11 protein-coding genes, 6 tRNA genes and 2 rRNA genes are annotated in these 18638 nt (G+C 54.7%); all 19 read left to right on the top strand.

The window, feature by feature from the left end; all coding sequences use genetic code 11:
* Window positions 1–81: 81 nt before the first annotated feature.
* The 19 genes from AC54XV_RS23970 to rpoC all read left to right on the top strand — a co-directional run bounded on the left by AC54XV_RS23970 (window position 82) and on the right by rpoC (window position 18535).
* Window positions 82–158 (top strand) — tRNA-Ile (locus tag AC54XV_RS23970).
* 30 nt (window positions 159–188) lie between these two features.
* Window positions 189–264: transfer RNA gene (locus AC54XV_RS23965), tRNA-Ala, on the top strand.
* 242 nt (window positions 265–506) lie between these two features.
* Window positions 507–3400 (top strand): 23S ribosomal RNA (locus tag AC54XV_RS23960).
* A 158-nt stretch (window positions 3401–3558) separates the two neighbouring features.
* A 5S ribosomal RNA gene (rrf, locus tag AC54XV_RS23955) occupies window positions 3559–3674 on the top strand.
* A 148-nt stretch (window positions 3675–3822) separates the two neighbouring features.
* Window positions 3823–4782: a bifunctional biotin--[acetyl-CoA-carboxylase] ligase/biotin operon repressor BirA gene (gene birA / locus AC54XV_RS23950; RefSeq protein WP_024650892.1), complete on the top strand. Its 960-nt coding sequence runs from the start codon at window positions 3823–3825 to the stop codon at window positions 4780–4782.
* Complete coding sequence (locus AC54XV_RS23945; RefSeq protein ID WP_496717246.1) at window positions 4772–5521, top strand: pantothenate kinase; 750 nt, start codon at window positions 4772–4774, stop codon at window positions 5519–5521. The genes birA and AC54XV_RS23945 overlap by 11 nt, the downstream gene beginning before the upstream one ends.
* A 7-nt stretch (window positions 5522–5528) precedes the next feature.
* The gene (locus AC54XV_RS23940) at window positions 5529–5957 is read left to right on the top strand and encodes a hypothetical protein (protein WP_057458068.1); all 429 of its coding nucleotides are present in this window, start codon (window positions 5529–5531) and stop codon (window positions 5955–5957) included.
* A gap of 142 nt (window positions 5958–6099) precedes the next feature.
* Window positions 6100–6184, top strand: a tRNA-Tyr gene (locus AC54XV_RS23935).
* Window positions 6185–6208: 24 nt separating this feature from the next.
* Window positions 6209–6282 (top strand) — tRNA-Gly (locus tag AC54XV_RS23930).
* A gap of 26 nt (window positions 6283–6308) precedes the next feature.
* Window positions 6309–6384 (top strand) — tRNA-Thr (locus AC54XV_RS23925).
* A gap of 165 nt (window positions 6385–6549) precedes the next feature.
* A tRNA-Trp gene (locus AC54XV_RS23920) sits at window positions 6550–6625 on the top strand.
* A gap of 46 nt (window positions 6626–6671) precedes the next feature.
* A complete protein-coding gene (secE, locus tag AC54XV_RS23915) occupies window positions 6672–7040 on the top strand; it encodes a preprotein translocase subunit SecE (protein ID WP_002555502.1) in 369 nt (122 codons plus the stop codon).
* A 9-nt stretch (window positions 7041–7049) separates the two neighbouring features.
* Window positions 7050–7583, top strand: coding sequence for a transcription termination/antitermination protein NusG (gene nusG / locus AC54XV_RS23910; RefSeq protein WP_003317113.1), 534 nt, complete (start codon window positions 7050–7052; stop codon window positions 7581–7583).
* Window positions 7584–7701: 118 nt separating this feature from the next.
* A complete protein-coding gene (rplK, locus tag AC54XV_RS23905) occupies window positions 7702–8133 on the top strand; it encodes a 50S ribosomal protein L11 (protein ID WP_002555500.1) in 432 nt (143 codons plus the stop codon).
* Window positions 8133–8828 carry a 50S ribosomal protein L1 gene (gene rplA / locus AC54XV_RS23900; RefSeq protein ID WP_003400443.1) on the top strand — a complete coding sequence of 232 codons (696 nt, stop codon included), beginning with the start codon at window positions 8133–8135 and terminating at the stop codon, window positions 8826–8828. The genes rplK and rplA overlap by 1 nt, the downstream gene beginning before the upstream one ends.
* A gap of 202 nt (window positions 8829–9030) precedes the next feature.
* Window positions 9031–9531 (top strand): 50S ribosomal protein L10, encoded by a 501-nt coding sequence (gene rplJ / locus AC54XV_RS23895; RefSeq protein ID WP_002555498.1) that lies wholly within the window; start codon window positions 9031–9033, stop codon window positions 9529–9531.
* 79 nt (window positions 9532–9610) lie between these two features.
* Window positions 9611–9976: a 50S ribosomal protein L7/L12 gene (gene rplL, locus AC54XV_RS23890; protein ID WP_003400441.1), complete on the top strand. Its 366-nt coding sequence runs from the start codon at window positions 9611–9613 to the stop codon at window positions 9974–9976.
* Between the two features lie 221 nt (window positions 9977–10197).
* Entirely contained in the window at window positions 10198–14271 is a 4074-nt protein-coding gene (gene rpoB, locus AC54XV_RS23885) for a DNA-directed RNA polymerase subunit beta (RefSeq protein ID WP_496717243.1), read from the top strand.
* 64 nt (window positions 14272–14335) lie between these two features.
* Window positions 14336–18535 (top strand): DNA-directed RNA polymerase subunit beta', encoded by a 4200-nt coding sequence (gene rpoC / locus AC54XV_RS23880; protein ID WP_003431814.1) that lies wholly within the window; start codon window positions 14336–14338, stop codon window positions 18533–18535.
* The last annotated feature ends 103 nt before the right edge of the window (window positions 18536–18638 follow it).

Raw genomic sequence — 18638 nt, 5'->3', positions numbered from 1 at the left:
TGATTCATTGAAGAAGACGATTAGAAGCAGCTTTAAGCTCCAAGCTGATAGCTCAACGCTAGCGGCTACAAGCTCGAAATTGGGTCTGTAGCTCAGTTGGTTAGAGCGCACCCCTGATAAGGGTGAGGTCGGCAGTTCGAATCTGCCCAGACCCACCAATTTTGTGTGGGAAACGCCTGTAGAAATACGGGGCCATAGCTCAGCTGGGAGAGCGCCTGCCTTGCACGCAGGAGGTCAGCGGTTCGATCCCGCTTGGCTCCACCACTTACTGCTTCTGTTTGAAAGCTTAGAAATGAGCATTCCACCCTGCAAGACAAGGGGTGCATGAATGTTGATTTCTAGTCTTTGATTAGATCGTTCTTTAAAAATTTGGGTATGTGATAGAAAGAAATATAGACCGGGCACCTCTTTCACTGGTGTGTGTCCGGGCTAAGGTAAAGTTTGTGAAATGCAAACTTTCGGCGAATGTCGTCTTCACAGTATAACCAGATTGCTTGGGGTTATATGGTCAAGTGAAGAAGCGCATACGGTGGATGCCTTGGCAGTCAGAGGCGATGAAAGACGTGGTAGCCTGCGAAAAGCTTCGGGGAGTCGGCAAACAGACTGTGATCCGGAGATATCTGAATGGGGGAACCCAGCCATCATAAGATGGTTATCTTGTACTGAATACATAGGTGCAAGAGGCGAACCAGGGGAACTGAAACATCTAAGTACCCTGAGGAAAAGAAATCAACCGAGATTCCCTTAGTAGTGGCGAGCGAACGGGGACCAGCCCTTAAGTTGTATTGAGATTAGCGGAACACTCTGGAAAGGGTGGCCATAGTGGGTGATAGCCCTGTACGCGAAAATCCCTTTGCAATGAAATCGAGTAGGACGGGGCACGAGAAACCTTGTCTGAATATGGGGGGACCATCCTCCAAGGCTAAATACTACTGACTGACCGATAGTGAACCAGTACCGTGAGGGAAAGGCGAAAAGAACCGCGGAGAGCGGAGTGAAATAGATCCTGAAACCGTATGCGTACAAGCAGTGGGAGCCCACTTTGTTGGGTGACTGCGTACCTTTTGTATAATGGGTCAGCGACTTATTTTCAGTGGCGAGCTTAACCGAATAGGGGAGGCGTAGCGAAAGCGAGTCTTAATAGGGCGTCTAGTCGCTGGGAATAGACCCGAAACCGGGCGATCTATCCATGGGCAGGTTGAAGGTTGGGTAACACTAACTGGAGGACCGAACCGACTACCGTTGAAAAGTTAGCGGATGACCTGTGGATCGGAGTGAAAGGCTAATCAAGCTCGGAGATAGCTGGTTCTCCTCGAAAGCTATTTAGGTAGCGCCTCATGTATCACTGTAGGGGGTAGAGCACTGTTTCGGCTAGGGGGTCATCCCGACTTACCAAACCGATGCAAACTCCGAATACCTACAAGTGCCGAGCATGGGAGACACACGGCGGGTGCTAACGTCCGTCGTGAAAAGGGAAACAACCCAGACCGTCAGCTAAGGTCCCAAAGTCATGGTTAAGTGGGAAACGATGTGGGAAGGCTTAGACAGCTAGGAGGTTGGCTTAGAAGCAGCCACCCTTTAAAGAAAGCGTAATAGCTCACTAGTCGAGTCGGCCTGCGCGGAAGATGTAACGGGGCTCAAACCATGCACCGAAGCTACGGGTATCATCTTTTGATGATGCGGTAGAGGAGCGTTCTGTAAGCCTGTGAAGGTGAGTTGAGAAGCTTGCTGGAGGTATCAGAAGTGCGAATGCTGACATGAGTAACGACAATGGGTGTGAAAAACACCCACGCCGAAAGACCAAGGTTTCCTGCGCAACGTTAATCGACGCAGGGTTAGTCGGTCCCTAAGGCGAGGCTGAAAAGCGTAGTCGATGGAAAACAGGTTAATATTCCTGTACTTCTGGTTATTGCGATGGAGGGACGGAGAAGGCTAGGCCAGCCTGGCGTTGGTTGTCCAGGTTTAAGGTGGTAGGCTGAGATCTTAGGTAAATCCGGGATCTTAAGGCCGAGAGCTGATGACGAGTGTTCTTTTAGAACACGAAGTGGTTGATGCCATGCTTCCAAGAAAAGCTTCTAAGCTTCAGGTAACCAGGAACCGTACCCCAAACCGACACAGGTGGTTGGGTAGAGAATACCAAGGCGCTTGAGAGAACTCGGGTGAAGGAACTAGGCAAAATGGCACCGTAACTTCGGGAGAAGGTGCGCCGGTGGAGGTGAAGCATTTACTGCGTAAGCCCCTGCCGGTCGAAGATACCAGGCCGCTGCGACTGTTTATTAAAAACACAGCACTCTGCAAACACGAAAGTGGACGTATAGGGTGTGACGCCTGCCCGGTGCCGGAAGGTTAATTGATGGGGTTAGCGCAAGCGAAGCTCTTGATCGAAGCCCCGGTAAACGGCGGCCGTAACTATAACGGTCCTAAGGTAGCGAAATTCCTTGTCGGGTAAGTTCCGACCTGCACGAATGGCGTAACGATGGCGGCGCTGTCTCCACCCGAGACTCAGTGAAATTGAAATCGCTGTGAAGATGCAGTGTATCCGCGGCTAGACGGAAAGACCCCGTGAACCTTTACTATAGCTTTGCACTGGACTTTGAATTTGCTTGTGTAGGATAGGTGGGAGGCTTTGAAGCGTGGACGCCAGTCTGCGTGGAGCCAACCTTGAAATACCACCCTGGCAACTTTGAGGTTCTAACTCAGGTCCGTTATCCGGATCGAGGACAGTGTATGGTGGGTAGTTTGACTGGGGCGGTCTCCTCCTAAAGAGTAACGGAGGAGTACGAAGGTGCGCTCAGACCGGTCGGAAATCGGTCGTAGAGTATAAAGGCAAAAGCGCGCTTGACTGCGAGACAGACACGTCGAGCAGGTACGAAAGTAGGTCTTAGTGATCCGGTGGTTCTGTATGGAAGGGCCATCGCTCAACGGATAAAAGGTACTCCGGGGATAACAGGCTGATACCGCCCAAGAGTTCATATCGACGGCGGTGTTTGGCACCTCGATGTCGGCTCATCACATCCTGGGGCTGAAGCCGGTCCCAAGGGTATGGCTGTTCGCCATTTAAAGTGGTACGCGAGCTGGGTTTAGAACGTCGTGAGACAGTTCGGTCCCTATCTGCCGTGGACGTTTGAGATTTGAGAGGGGCTGCTCCTAGTACGAGAGGACCGGAGTGGACGAACCTCTGGTGTTCCGGTTGTCACGCCAGTGGCATTGCCGGGTAGCTATGTTCGGAAAAGATAACCGCTGAAAGCATCTAAGCGGGAAACTTGCCTCAAGATGAGATCTCACTGGAACTTTGAGTTCCCTGAAGGGCCGTCGAAGACTACGACGTTGATAGGTTGGGTGTGTAAGCGCTGTGAGGCGTTGAGCTAACCAATACTAATTGCCCGTGAGGCTTGACCATATAACACCCAAGCAATTTGCGTCGAATGACCAGATTGCGGTGACTGTGAAGATGACACGAACCGAAAGTTTGCGTCACGAATGACACCTGAAACAGCTTGATATCACATACCCGATTTGCTGAAGCGCGCCTCAGGGCACGACTCGGTACCCGAATTTCTTGACGACCATAGAGCATTGGAACCACCTGATCCCATCCCGAACTCAGTAGTGAAACGATGTATCGCCGATGGTAGTGTGGGGTTTCCCCATGTGAGAGTAGGTCATCGTCAAGATTGAATTCCAGAAACCCTCATCGCTTACGCGTTGAGGGTTTTTGTTTGTCTGGTATCTGCAAAAAACCAACGTGAAAACACGTTTTCGTTTCTATGCATCATGCCTCTGCGTGGCTATGATGCGTGCCTTATTGCCAGGCGATTCCAAATGCTGACCTTGTTAAAGCTTCTTGCTGATGGTGCATTTCATTCCGGGCAGGTATTAGGCGATGCCCTCGGCATAAGTCGCAGTGCGGTCTGGAAGCAGCTACAGCAGCTTGAGGCGGACCTGGGCATAGATGTCCACAAGGTGCGCGGTCGTGGTTATAGACTCGCAACGCCCATTTCTCTTCTAAGTCCTGCTGACATCATGCAGTCAGGCTTTCCTGCCGGCTGGTCTGTACGTACTTACGACTCTATCGACTCAACCAATGCTGAGGCTGCGCGCCTGATTGCTCAAGGCGTTCCCATGCCTTTGTTGGTGGTGGCCGAGCAGCAGACCTCCGGAAGAGGGCGACGTGGTCGAAAGTGGATAAGTCCATTTGCTGAAAACCTGTATTACAGCCTGGTCCTGCGCATCGATGGCGGGATGCGTCAGTTGGAAGGCCTCAGCTTGTTGGTGGGGCTTGCGGTGATGAATGTGCTGCGTGATATGGGTGTCCAGGACGCAGGTCTTAAATGGCCCAATGACGTGCTCGTTGGCAGGCAGAAGATCGCCGGTATTTTGCTCGAGCTGATTGGCGATCCGGCGGACGTGTGTCACGTGATCATCGGGATAGGGGTGAACGTAAACATGCGCTCCTCCAGCGAGGTCGATCAGCTGTGGACGTCGGTGAGGCTCGAAACAGGCGGACTGGTTGATCGCAATCAGGTCGCTGCTCGTATAAGCACCCAGCTTGAGGCGCTCATGGCGGTTCATCGCAAGGAAGGCTTTGCAGCATTTCAGAAAGAGTGGGAGCGCGGGCATGTGTGGCAGGGTGCTGCGGTCAAGTTGCTCTCGGGGGTAGAGGTCGTGGAGGGAGTGGTGTTGGGGGTTGACTCGCTTGGAGCGCTGCGGTTGGAAGTCAATGGTGTGGAAAAAAGCTTTAGCGGTGGTGAGCTGAGCCTGAGGTTGCGAGATGATTCTTGAACTCGATTGTGGCAACAGCTTCATCAAGTGGCGCATTACCACCAAGAGCGATGCAGCAGTGGTCAGCGTCGGCGTTGTGGACTCTGACGCAGCCTTGTTGGAGCACCTGCGTAATCTACCTGACACAACGTTCAGCGACTGCCGTCTGGTAAGTGTTCGCAGCGCCGAAGAAACGACGCGTCTGGTTTCTGTGCTGACGAACACGTTCTCCGTCACCCCCGTCTGCGCAGTGCCTGCCCGTGAGCTTGGAGGGGTGGTGAATGGCTATGACGATTTCGAGCGCCTTGGCCTGGATCGCTGGCTTGCTTTTGTAGGTGCATACCATCTCGTCAAGCGTGCATGCCTGGTGATTGATCTGGGTACCGCCGTGACATCTGATTTCGTCGATGCGGGCGGCGCACATCTTGGTGGTTTTATCTGTCCAGGGATGCCCTTGATGCGCAATCAGTTGCGCACCCATACCCGCCGCATCAGATATGACGACACCGAGGCGGAAAGGGCTTTGGTTCGTCTTGTTCCCGGGCGTGCAACCGCAGAGGCGGTAGAGCGCGGCTGCTCGCTGATGCTTCGTGGGTTCGCATTGACTCAGGTCGAAATAGCCCGTGGGTATTGGGGCGACGACTTTGCTATTTTTGTGACTGGCGGCGACGCTGCTCTGGTTGCGGATGTGCTCCCGGGAGCCCGTATCGTTCCTGATCTGGTCTTCGTGGGGCTGGCCCTGGCCTGCCCTTTGCGTTGAGGTCTTTATGCGTTGGTTATTTCTTCTGCTGTTGATGCTTAATGGCTTTTATTACATCTGGCATCAGCAAGAGGCTCCGATCAGGGCCAAAGAGTTCATGCCCCTGTCGTTGCACCGTACTACTCAGCAGGATATTCGTCTGCTCAGCGAGTCTGATGCCGGGCGGGTGTCCAGCGATCCCGGCGCCAGGTGTCTGTACGTCGGTGGCTTTGCCAGGCAAGAGGATGCGCGCCTGGTCGAGCAGCGATTAAACAGCCTTGATATCCAGTCTCAATTTCAGCCAATCCAGTCCAGTGGGGCTACCGCCTACTGGCTGAAAATCGCCCCGGAAAGTCGACGCCTTGTCGAAGCCGGCTTGATCAGTCAGCTGAGTCAGGATTTTCCGCAATTAAAAAATCAAATAATGTCGTGCGAGGGCATTGCAACTGCTGATTAGTTTACATAGAATGGCGCCCGCTTCGCAGTGAGGTGAAAGTCTCACGAACGAAGTGGTAGTAGTCAACGCATGTAACCTCAGGTTTTTACTGAGAAAAAGGTTGACAGAAGGGTGGCATGAGTTGAGAATGCTGCCTCGCTTAGGAGGGGTTCCCGAGCGGCCAAAGGGATCAGACTGTAAATCTGACGTCTACGACTTCGAAGGTTCGAATCCTTCCCCCTCCACCAGATTTAGCGCGAGCTGCAAGTTGTGCGGGTATAGTTTAGTGGTAGAACCTCAGCCTTCCAAGCTGATGATGCGGGTTCGATTCCCGCTACCCGCTCCAGGCTTGTGGTTCATGCGCAGTGTTTTGCTCTTGTAGCTCAGTTGGTAGAGCACACCCTTGGTAAGGGTGAGGTCAGCGGTTCAAATCCGCTCAAGAGCTCCATTGATAAAGGCAGATATGAAAATATCTGCCTTTGTTTTAGGCGGTTCCGCGCTGTGTGCGCCGCCTGAAGCTTGTTCGGGGTGTGTCGCCTGTTAGGTGCGATTCGAATAAGGTGTTGAAAAACTCTCGTCAGGTCCGCATAATGGTCGGCCTGATTTTGCTTTTAGGTCAGTAGCTCAATTGGCAGAGCGACGGTCTCCAAAACCGTAGGTTGGGGGTTCGATTCCCTCCTGACCTGCCAGATTCCCTAGATGTAATCTGGCTTTCTTTTCACAGGATCTCCGTAGATGAATCCCAAGGCTGAAGCATCAGACTCTCGCTTTGATATGCTGAAGTGGCTCCTGGTAGTCGTTTTGGTTGTCGTGGGTGTTGTCGGCAATCAGTATTATTCTGCTGAGCCGATCCTGTATCGCGTTCTCGCTCTCCTTGTGATTGCCGCAGCTGCTGCATTTGTAGCGCTGCAGACAGGCAAAGGTAAGGCCTTCTTCGTTTTGGCGAAAGAAGCCCGTGCCGAGATCCGTAAAGTCGTATGGCCTACTCGCCAAGAAACCACTCAAACCACGTTGATCGTTGTGGCTGTTGTGCTGGTTATGGCGTTGCTGTTGTGGGGGCTTGATTCCCTGCTCGGCTGGCTTGTTTCCTTGATAGTTGGCTAAGGGTGTCCCGTGGCTAAGCGTTGGTACGTAGTGCATGCTTACTCGGGTTACGAGAAGCATGTCATGCGCTCGTTGGTCGAGCGTGTGAAGCTGGCAGGCATGGAAGATGGCTTCGGCGAAATTCTGGTTCCCACTGAAGAAGTGGTTGAAATGCGTAATGGCCAGAAGCGCAAAAGCGAACGCAAGTTCTTCCCTGGTTATGTGCTTGTTCAGATGGACATGAATGAGGGTACTTGGCACTTGGTCAAGGATACCCCGCGTGTCATGGGCTTCATCGGCGGTACCGCTGACAAGCCTGCCCCCATCACTGATAAAGAGGCAGAAGCGATTCTGCGTCGCGTTGCTGACGGTAGCGACAAACCGAAGCCGAAAACGCTGTTCGAGCCAGGTGAGGTTGTTCGCGTCACCGACGGCCCGTTCGCCGATTTCAATGGCACGGTCGAAGAAGTTAACTACGAAAAGAGCCGGATTCAAGTGGCGGTGCTCATTTTCGGACGCTCTACTCCGGTAGAGCTGGAGTTCAGTCAGGTCGAAAAGGCATAACTGAGCTGGAATCCCATACCCCGCAGCCCAAGGCTGTGGGGTTTTTTCGTCACTGGGATATACGCGTAAGTAACCGGGGAGCCTTTATTGGCGCTTGAACCCGTAATTGGAGTGCCTCATGGCCAAGAAGATAACCGCATACATCAAGCTGCAAGTGAAAGCCGCTCAGGCTAACCCAAGCCCGCCAGTTGGTCCTGCTCTGGGTCAGCACGGTGTGAACATCATGGAATTCTGCAAAGCGTTCAACGCCCGTACTCAGGGTATTGAGCCAGGCTTGCCGACTCCAGTGATCATCACTGTATACAGCGACCGTAGCTTCACTTTCGAAACAAAAAGTACCCCTGCATCGGTTCTGTTGAAGAAAGCTGCAGGCTTGACCAGCGGCTCGGCTCGCCCGAACACCGTTAAAGTTGGCACCGTGACTCGTGCTCAGCTGGAAGATATCGCTAAAGCAAAAAATGCGGATCTGACTGCAGCTGACATGGAAGCGGCCGTGCGTACCATCGCCGGTTCCGCTCGTAGCATGGGCCTTAACGTGGAGGGTGTGTAATGGCTAAGCTGACCAAGCGTCAAAAGGCAATCGCCGAAAAAATCGAAGCTGGCAAGTCTTACAATTTTGTAGACGCCGCTGCGTTGCTCACCGAGCTGTCGACTGTCAAGTTCAGCGAGTCCATCGACGTCGCTGTCAACCTGGGTGTTGATCCTCGTAAATCCGACCAGGTCGTACGTAGCGCTACTGTACTGCCGCACGGTACTGGCAAGACTGTACGCGTTGCAGTATTCACCCAGGGTCCTGCTGCTGAAGCTGCTCTGGCTGCCGGTGCTGACCGCGTGGGTATGGACGATCTGGCCGCTGAAATGAAAGCTGGCGATCTGAACTACGACGTCGTTATCGCTTCCCCTGATGCAATGCGCGTTGTGGGTCAGCTGGGTCAGGTTCTCGGTCCTCGTGGTCTGATGCCTAACCCGAAAGTCGGCACCGTTACTCCTGACGTCGCTAACGCCGTCAAGAACGCCAAGGCTGGTCAGGTTCGTTATCGCACCGACAAAAACGGCATCATCCACACTTCCGTTGGCAAGGTCGGTTTCGACGCTGTCAAGCTGAAGGAAAACGTTGAAGCCCTGATCGCTGATCTGAAGCGTATCAAGCCTGCTTCTTCGAAAGGTATTTACGTCAAGCGCATCACCCTGAGCACCACTATGGGCCCAGGCCTGGTTATCGACCAGGGTTCGTTGGAAGCGTAAGACAAAACGGTACGGTGATCGATTGCCGTACCGTTTGAAAGATTGGGGTCCCTGCCTGGCGGGGGCTATCCAAGACCGTAGGCGACGCAAGTCTTAAACCTCAAGCCTACGCAGATGGTGCTCCCGGTTCCTTACCGAATCAGACACCAAAACGACATCTGGCTCCGGTCCGATGAAACGGTAACAAGCAGGAGTTAAACCCGTGGCAATTAAACTCGAAGACAAGAAGGCCATCGTCGCTGAAGTCAACGAGGCTGCCAAAGCTGGTCTGTCCGCTGTCGTGGCTGATGCCCGTGGTGTGACGGTTGGCGCAATGACCGGACTCCGTAAAGAGGCTCGTGAAGCTGGCGTTTACGTACGTGTTGTACGTAACACCCTGCTCAAGCGCGCTGTTGCTGACACTGAATTCAGTGTTCTCAACGACGTGTTCACCGGCCCGACCTTGATCGCGTTCTCCAACGAACATCCTGGCGCTGCTGCCCGTCTGTTCAAGGAATTCGCTAAAGGTCAGGACAAGTTCGAGATCAAGGCAGCTGCGTTCGAGGGCAAGTTCCTCGCAGCTAATCAGATCGATGTACTGGCAAGCCTGCCGACCCGTAACGAAGCAATTTCTCAGCTGATGAGCGTGATTCAAGGCGCTACCAGCAAGTTGGCTCGTACTCTGGCGGCTGTTCGCGACCAAAAAGAAGCAGCTGCAGCCTAAGGCTGAGTCAGATCTTTTCGCGTATTTTTGTTTATTTTGATGGTCGCGTAGGCCGTCCCCCAATTCAGGAAATTGAGTCATGTCCATCTCTCAAGACGATATCCTTAACGCCGTATCTGAAATGTCCGTTCTGCAGGTTGTAGAGCTGATCAAGGCGTTCGAAGAGAAGTTTGGCGTCACCGCTGCTGCCGGCTCTGCTGGTCCAGCTGTTGCTGCTGCTGTTGTTGAAGAACAAACTGAATTCAACGTCATGCTGCTGGAAGCTGGCGAGAAGAAAGTTAACGTGATCAAGGCAGTACGTGAACTGACCGGTCTGGGCCTGAAAGAAGCCAAGGCAGTCGTTGATGGCGCCCCAGCAATGGTTCTGGAAGCTGTTGCCAAAGACGCAGCTGACAAAGCCAAAGCTACTCTGGAAGAAGCAGGCGCTAAAGTCGAGCTGAAATAAGCATCGATTTTGAGTGTCCAGCCCACGCGTTTAGCGAAAGGCTGATGGCTGGTGGCTTTTGCCACCGGCCTTTTTCCGTTATAGACGATTGGCGCTGTCAACGTCTGTAACGTGTGGTATCCACCGATGGCGGTGGCGCAAACCAAGGGGTTTGCAAGATTTTCTGGCTGCTTCCGTCGGGAGGGAGCCAAACAAGCAGGTGACCAAGCTGGGGAACGCTGATGGCTTACTCATATACTGAGAAAAAACGTATCCGCAAGGACTTTAGCAAGTTGCCGGACGTAATGGATGTGCCGTATCTCTTGGCCATCCAGCTGGATTCGTATCGCGAATTCCTGCAGGCGGGAGCGACCAAAGATCAGTTCCGCGACGTCGGTCTGCATGCAGCCTTCAAATCCGTTTTCCCGATCATCAGCTACTCCGGCAATGCTGCGCTGGAGTATGTAGGTTATCGCTTGGGCGAACCGGCATTTGATGTCAAGGAATGCGTGCTGCGCGGTGTGACTTACGCAGTACCTCTGCGAGTCAAGGTCCGTCTGATCATTTTCGACAAAGAATCGTCGAACAAAGCGATCAAGGACATCAAAGAGCAAGAAGTCTACATGGGTGAAATCCCCCTGATGACTGAGAACGGTACCTTTGTAATCAACGGCACCGAGCGCGTTATCGTGTCTCAGCTTCACCGTTCGCCTGGCGTATTCTTCGACCACGACCGTGGCAAGACGCACAGCTCCGGTAAGCTGCTGTACTCCGCTCGTATCATTCCTTACCGCGGTTCGTGGCTGGACTTCGAGTTCGATCCGAAAGACTGCGTATTCGTCCGTATCGACCGTCGTCGCAAGCTACCTGCGTCCGTACTTCTGCGCGCTCTGGGTTACACCACCGAGCAAGTGCTCGATGCGTTCTACACCACCAACGTATTCCATGTGCGCGGTGAAAACCTGAGCCTGGAACTGGTGCCTCAGCGCCTGCGTGGTGAAATTGCCGTTCTGGACATCCTGGACGACAAGGGCAAGGTCATTGTCGAGCAGGGTCGTCGTATCACTGCCCGTCACATCAACCAGCTGGAAAAGGCCGGGATCAAAGAGTTGGAAGTGCCTCTGGACTACGTCCTGGGTCGCACTACAGCCAAGGTCATCGTGCATCCGGCAACCGGTGAGATCATTGCCGAGTGCAACACCGAGCTGAACACTGAAATCCTGGCCAAGATCGCCAAGGCTCAGGTTGTTCGTATCGAAACGTTGTACACCAACGACATCGATTGTGGTCCGTTCGTCTCCGACACACTGAAGATCGACTCCACCAGCAACCAACTGGAAGCGCTGGTCGAGATCTATCGCATGATGCGTCCTGGCGAGCCGCCAACCAAGGATGCCGCTGAAACACTGTTCAACAACCTGTTCTTCAGCCCTGAGCGTTATGACCTGTCCGCTGTAGGTCGTATGAAGTTCAACCGTCGTATCGGTCGTACCGAAATCGAAGGTTCGGGCGTGCTGTGCAAGGAAGACATCGTAGCGGTCCTCAAGACCCTCGTTGATATCCGTAACGGCAAAGGCATCGTCGATGACATCGACCACCTCGGTAACCGTCGCGTTCGTTGCGTAGGCGAGATGGCCGAGAACCAGTTCCGTGTTGGTCTGGTCCGTGTCGAGCGCGCTGTCAAAGAGCGTCTGTCCATGGCAGAAAGCGAAGGCCTGATGCCTCAGGACCTGATCAACGCCAAACCTGTTGCGGCGGCGGTCAAGGAGTTCTTCGGTTCCAGCCAGCTTTTCCAGTTCATGGACCAGAACAACCCGCTGTCCGAGATCACGCACAAGCGTCGTGTTTCCGCACTCGGCCCTGGCGGTCTGACGCGTGAGCGCGCCGGCTTTGAAGTTCGAGACGTTCACCCGACTCACTACGGCCGTGTGTGCCCGATCGAGACGCCTGAAGGTCCGAACATCGGTCTGATCAACTCCCTGGCGGCCTATGCCCGCACCAACCAGTACGGCTTCCTCGAGAGCCCGTACCGTGTGGTCAAGGAAGGTCTGGTCACCGAAGAGATCGTGTTCCTTTCAGCGATCGAAGAAGCGGACCACGTCATTGCCCAGGCTTCGGCCGCAATGAACGACAAGCAAGAGCTGATCGACGAACTGGTTGCTGTGCGTCACTTGAACGAATTCACCGTCAAGGCGCCAGCCGATGTCACCCTGATGGACGTTTCGCCCAAGCAGGTTGTCTCGGTAGCTGCATCGCTGATTCCGTTCCTCGAGCACGATGACGCCAACCGTGCGTTGATGGGTTCGAACATGCAGCGTCAGGCTGTTCCTACTCTGCGCGCCGACAAGCCGCTGGTAGGTACTGGCATGGAGCGCAACGTTGCTCGCGACTCCGGCGTTTGCGTCGTGGCTCGTCGCGGTGGTGTGATCGACTCGGTTGACGCCAGCCGTATCGTTGTTCGCGTTGCCGATGATGAAGTTGAAACAGGTGAGGCGGGTGTAGACATCTACAACCTGACCAAATACACCCGTTCGAACCAGAACACCTGCATCAACCAGCGTCCGCTGGTCAGCAAGGGTGACCGTGTTCAGCGTAGCGACATCATGGCCGACGGCCCGTCCACCGATATGGGTGAACTGGCGCTGGGTCAGAACATGCGCATCGCGTTCATGGCCTGGAACGGTTTCAACTTCGAAGACTCCATCTGTCTTTCTGAGCGTGTTGTTCAGGAAGACCGTTTCACCACGATCCACATTCAGGAACTGACCTGTGTGGCGCGTGATACCAAGCTTGGGCCAGAGGAAATCACAGCTGACATCCCTAACGTGGGTGAAGCGGCTCTGAACAAGCTGGACGAAGCGGGTATCGTTTATGTAGGTGCCGAAGTCGGCGCCGGCGACATCCTGGTCGGTAAGGTCACTCCGAAAGGCGAGACCCAGCTGACTCCGGAAGAAAAACTGTTGCGCGCGATCTTCGGTGAGAAGGCCAGCGACGTTAAAGACACCTCCCTGCGCGTACCAACCGGTACCAAAGGTACTGTCATTGACGTTCAGGTCTTCACCCGTGATGGTGTCGAGCGTGATGCGCGTGCCCTGTCCATCGAGAAGTCGCAACTCGACGAGATCCGCAAGGATCTGAACGAAGAGTTCCGTATTGTCGAAGGCGCTACTTTCGAACGTCTGCGCTCTGCGCTGGTGGGTCGTGTAGCTGAAGGCGGCGCTGGCCTCAAGAAGGGCCAGGAAATCACCAACGAAGTGCTCGATGGTCTTGAGCATGGTCAGTGGTTCAAGCTGCGCATGGCTGAAGATGCTCTCAACGAGCAGCTCGAAAAAGCTCAGGCTTACATCGTTGATCGTCGCCGTCTTCTGGATGACAAGTTCGAAGACAAGAAACGCAAACTGCAGCAGGGCGATGACCTGGCTCCAGGCGTTCTGAAAATCGTCAAGGTCTACCTGGCAATCCGTCGCCGCATCCAGCCGGGCGACAAGATGGCCGGTCGTCACGGTAACAAGGGTGTGGTCTCTGTGATCATGCCGGTTGAAGACATGCCGCACGATGCCAATGGCACGCCGGTTGATATCGTCCTCAACCCGCTGGGCGTACCTTCGCGTATGAACGTTGGTCAGATTCTCGAAACCCACCTGGGCCTCGCGGCCAAAGGTCTGGGCGAGAAGATCAACCGCATGCTCGAAGAGCAGCGTAAAGTTGCTGAGCTGCGCAAGTTCCTCAACGAGATCTATAACGAAATCGGCGGTCGTCAGGAATCTCTGGAAGACCTCACCGACAACGAGATTCTGGACCTCGCGAAGAACCTGCGTAACGGCGTACCGATGGCTACCCCGGTTTTCGACGGTGCCAAGGAAAGCGAAATCAAGGCAATGCTCAAGCTGGCAGATATGCCGGAAAGCGGCCAGATGCAGCTGTTCGACGGTCGTACCGGCAACAAGTTTGAACGTGCTGTAACGGTTGGCTACATGTACATGCTGAAGCTGAACCACTTGGTGGACGACAAGATGCACGCGCGTTCCACTGGTTCGTACAGCCTGGTTACCCAGCAGCCGCTGGGTGGTAAGGCACAGTTCGGTGGTCAGCGTTTCGGGGAGATGGAAGTGTGGGCGCTGGAAGCATACGGCGCGGCGTACACTCTGCAGGAAATGCTCACAGTGAAGTCGGACGATGTGAACGGTCGTACCAAGATGTACAAAAACATCGTGGACGGCGATCACCGTATGGAGCCGGGCATGCCCGAGTCTTTCAACGTGTTGATCAAAGAAATCCGTTCGCTCGGTATCGATATCGATCTGGAAACCGAATAACACGTGACGCGAATCGGGGGCAGGGCGGTATTGCCTGCTCCCTGCTCCGCCAGGAGGAAAAGCCTTGAAAGACCTACTGAATTTGCTGAAAAACCAGGGTCAAGTCGAAGAGTTCGACGCAATCCGTATCGGACTTGCATCGCCTGAGATGATCCGCTCTTGGTCGTTCGGTGAAGTTAAAAAGCCGGAAACCATCAACTACCGTACGTTCAAGCCTGAGCGTGACGGTCTGTTCTGCGCCAAGATCTTTGGCCCGGTAAAAGATTACGAGTGCCTGTGCGGTAAGTACAAGCGCCTGAAGCACCGCGGTGTCATCTGCGAAAAGTGCGGTGTTGAAGTAGCACTGGCCAAGGTTCGTCGCGAGCGCATGGCTCACATCGAACTGGCTTCGCCGGTTGCCCACATCTGGTTCCTGAAATCGCTGCCGTCCCGTATCGGTTTGCTGATGGACATGACCCTGCGTGATATCGAACGTGTTCTCTACTTCGAGAGCTATGTCGTTATCGATCCAGGCATGACCACCCTTGAAAAAGGTCAGCTGCTGAACGACGAGCAGTACTTCGAAGCGCTCGAAGAGTTCGGTGACGACTTCGACGCCCGCATGGGTGCCGAGGCTGTCCGCGAGCTGCTGCACGCTATTGATCTGGAGCACGAAATTGGCCGTCTGCGTGAAGAAATTCCGCAAACCAATTCCGAGACCAAAATCAAGAAGCTGTCCAAGCGTCTGAAATTGATGGAAGCCTTCCAGGGTTCCGGCAACCTTCCTGAGTGGATGGTGCTGACCGTTCTGCCGGTTCTGCCGCCAGATCTGCGTCCTCTGGTTCCGCTTGACGGTGGCCGTTTCGCGACGTCCGACCTCAACGATCTGTATCGTCGAGTGATCAACCGTAACAACCGTCTGAAGCGCCTGCTGGATCTGTCCGCTCCCGATATCATCGTGCGCAACGAAAAGCGCATGCTGCAGGAAGCGGTCGATGCACTGCTCGACAACGGTCGTCGCGGTCGCGCGATCACGGGTTCGAACAAGCGTCCTCTGAAATCCCTGGCTGACATGATCAAGGGTAAGCAGGGTCGTTTCCGTCAGAACTTGCTCGGTAAGCGTGTTGACTACTCGGGTCGTTCGGTAATTACCGTAGGTCCGACCCTGCGTCTGCATCAGTGCGGTCTGCCGAAGAAGATGGCTCTCGAGCTGTTCAAACCGTTCATTTTCGGCAAGCTGGAAATGCGTGGCCTGGCTACGACCATCAAAGCTGCCAAGAAGATGGTCGAGCGCGAGCTGCCAGAGGTCTGGGACGTTCTCGCTGAAGTGATTCGCGAACACCCGGTGCTTCTGAACCGTGCGCCGACACTTCACCGTCTGGGCATCCAGGCGTTTGAACCGGTACTGATCGAAGGTAAGGCTATTCAGCTGCACCCATTGGTTTGTGCTGCGTACAACGCCGACTTCGACGGTGACCAGATGGCCGTTCACGTGCCTCTGACGCTGGAAGCTCAGCTCGAAGCGCGCGCGCTGATGATGTCGACCAACAACATTCTGTCGCCAGCCAACGGTGAGCCAATCATCGTTCCTTCGCAGGACGTTGTACTGGGTCTGTACTACATGACTCGCGAAGCGATCAACGCCAAGGGCGAAGGTCGTGTATTTGCGGACCTGCAGGAAGTCGACCGCGTATTCCGCGCCGGCGAAGCGGCTCTGCACGCCAAGGTCAAGGTGCGTATCCACGAAACGGTCAACGACCGTGATGGTGGCAGCGTCAAGAACACCCGTATCGTCGACACCACTGTCGGCCGTGCGCTGCTGTTCCAGGTGGTTCCGGCCGGCCTGTCCTACGACGTCGTCAACCAGCCGATGAAGAAGAAAGCGATCTCCAAGCTGATCAACCAGTGCTATCGCGTGGTCGGCCTGAAAGAGACCGTTATTTTCGCTGACCAGTTGATGTACACCGGTTTTGCCTACTCGACCATTTCGGGTGTTTCCATCGGCGTTAACGACTTCGTTATCCCTGATGAAAAAGCTCGCATCATCGACGCGGCCACCGAAGAAGTTAAAGAGATCGAAAGTCAGTACGCCTCCGGCCTGGTAACCCAGGGCGAGAAGTACAACAAGGTAATCGACCTTTGGTCCAAGGCGAACGACGAAGTCTCGAAAGCGATGATGTCGAACCTGTCCAAAGAACGCGTTATCGACCGTCACGGCGTCGAAGTTGATCAGGAATCCTTCAACTCGATGTACATGATGGCTGACTCCGGGGCGCGTGGTTCTGCTGCCCAGATCCGTCAGCTGGCCGGTATGCGTGGTCTGATGGCCAAGCCTGACGGTTCCATCATCGAAACGCCGATCACTGCGAACTTCCGTGAAGGTTTGAGCGTACTTCAGTACTTCATCTCTACTCACGGTGCTCGTAAGGGTCTTGCGGATACCGCGTTGAAAACCGCTAACTCCGGTTATCTGACACGCCGTCTGGTAGACGTCGCTCAGGATCTGGTGGTTACCGAGGTTGATTGCGGTACCGAGCACGGTCTGCTGATGACTCCGCACATTGAAGGCGGTGACGTTGTAGAGCCGCTGGGTGAGCGCGTATTGGGTCGAGTCATTGCCCGTGACGTATTCAAGCCGGGCACGGAAGATGTCATCGTCCCTGCTGGCACGCTGGTAGACGAGAAGTGGGTCGAGTTCATCGAGCTGAACAGCATCGACGAAGTAATCGTTCGTTCGCCAATCAGCTGTGAAACCCGCTATGGCATCTGCGCCAAGTGCTACGGTCGCGACCTGGCACGCGGTCACCAGGTCAACATCGGTGAAGCTGTCGGCGTAATCGCTGCACAGTCGATCGGTGAGCCGGGTACCCAGCTGACAATGCGTACGTTCCACATCGGTGGTGCGGCAAGCCGGACCTCGGCAGCCGATAGCGTTCAGGTGAAGAATGGCGGTACTGTCCGCCTGCACAACCTGAAGCACGTCGAGCGTGTTGATGGTCACCTGGTTGCGGTATCCCGCTCCGGTGAACTGGCAATCGCAGATGACTTCGGTCGTGAGCGTGAGCGTTACAAGCTGCCATACGGTGCAGTGATTTCGGTGAAGGAAGGCGACAAGGTCGACGCTGGCTCTATCGTGGCCAAGTGGGATCCGCACACTCACCCAATCGTCACCGAGATGAAAGGTACTGTTACCTACGTAGGCATGGAAGAAGGCATCACGATCAAGCGTCAGACAGACGAATTGACCGGTATGACCAACATTGAAGTGCTCGACGCCAAAGATCGCCCGGCTGCCGGCAAGGACATCCGTCCTGCTGTGAAGATGGTTGGTCTGGATGGCAAGGATCTGCTGCTGCCAGGTACTGACGTACCGGCCCAGTACTTCCTGCCGGCTAACGCCCTTGTTGGTGTTGCTGACGGTGCGCAGATCGCGATCGGTGATGTTATCGCTCGTATTCCGCAGGAAACGTCGAAGACTCGTGACATCACCGGTGGTTTGCCGCGTGTTGCCGACCTGTTCGAAGCGCGTCGTCCGAAAGAGGCGTCGATCCTTGCAGAAGTCAGCGGTACCATCGCATTCGGTAAAGAGACCAAAGGCAAGCGCCGTCTGGTCATCACCCCGAACGACGGTAGCGATCCGTACGAGGAGCTGATTCCGAAGTGGCGTCACCTGAACGTCTTCGAAGGCGAGCAAGTGAACCGCGGCGAAGTTATCTCCGACGGCCCGAGCGATCCACACGACATCCTGCGTCTGCTGGGTGTGAGTGCGCTGGCCAAGTACATCGTCAACGAGATTCAGGACGTATACCGTCTGCAAGGCGTGAAGATCAACGACAAGCACATCGAGACGATTCTGCGTCAGATGCTGCGTAAGGTTGAAATTGCCGAGTCTGGCGATTCCAGTTTCATCAAGGGCGACCAGATGGAGCTGACTCACGTACTGGTAGAAAACGAGCGTCTGAGCACGGAAGACAAGTTTGTTTCCAAGTTCACTCGCGTGTTGCTGGGTATCACCAAGGCATCGCTGTCTACCGAGTCGTTCATCTCCGCGGCCTCCTTCCAGGAGACAACCCGCGTACTGACCGAAGCGGCTGTGACTGGCAAGCGCGATTACCTGCGCGGCCTGAAGGAAAACGTGGTCGTGGGTCGTCTGATCCCGGCCGGTACCGGTCTGGCTTATCACAGCGAGCGCAAGCGTCGTCGTGAAATGGACAAACCGACCCGTGTCAGCGCGAGCGAAGTAGAAGCGGCTCTGACGGAAGCGTTGAACTCCAGCGGTAATTGAGACCAGAGCCTCGGCATTTTTCACCTGGCAGACAGCACGTTTTCGTGTTGTTTGCCCGGTGAGGACGTCGGGGCTTTGTCTTGACTGGGGGCGGGATCCTCTT

The sequence above is a fragment of the Pseudomonas fragariae (ex Marin et al. 2024) genome (assembly GCF_059621105.1).
This window is presented reverse-complemented; position numbering and strand designations above follow the sequence as displayed.

Bases quoted from the DNA above. Each gene is read 5' to 3' on its own strand.
- secE (WP_002555502.1), top strand. From the start codon at position 6,672: ATGAATCCCAAGGCTGAAGCATCAGACTCTCGCTTTGATATGCTGAAG.
- AC54XV_RS23945 (WP_496717246.1), top strand. From the start codon at position 4,772: ATGATTCTTGAACTCGATTGTGGCAACAGCTTCATCAAGTGGCGCATT.
- birA (WP_024650892.1), top strand. From the start codon at position 3,823: ATGCTGACCTTGTTAAAGCTTCTTGCTGATGGTGCATTTCATTCCGGG.
- rplK (WP_002555500.1), top strand. From the start codon at position 7,702: ATGGCCAAGAAGATAACCGCATACATCAAGCTGCAAGTGAAAGCCGCT.
- rpoB (WP_496717243.1), top strand. From the start codon at position 10,198: ATGGCTTACTCATATACTGAGAAAAAACGTATCCGCAAGGACTTTAGC.
- rplL (WP_003400441.1), top strand. From the start codon at position 9,611: ATGTCCATCTCTCAAGACGATATCCTTAACGCCGTATCTGAAATGTCC.
- rplA (WP_003400443.1), top strand. From the start codon at position 8,133: ATGGCTAAGCTGACCAAGCGTCAAAAGGCAATCGCCGAAAAAATCGAA.
- AC54XV_RS23940 (WP_057458068.1), top strand. From the start codon at position 5,529: ATGCGTTGGTTATTTCTTCTGCTGTTGATGCTTAATGGCTTTTATTAC.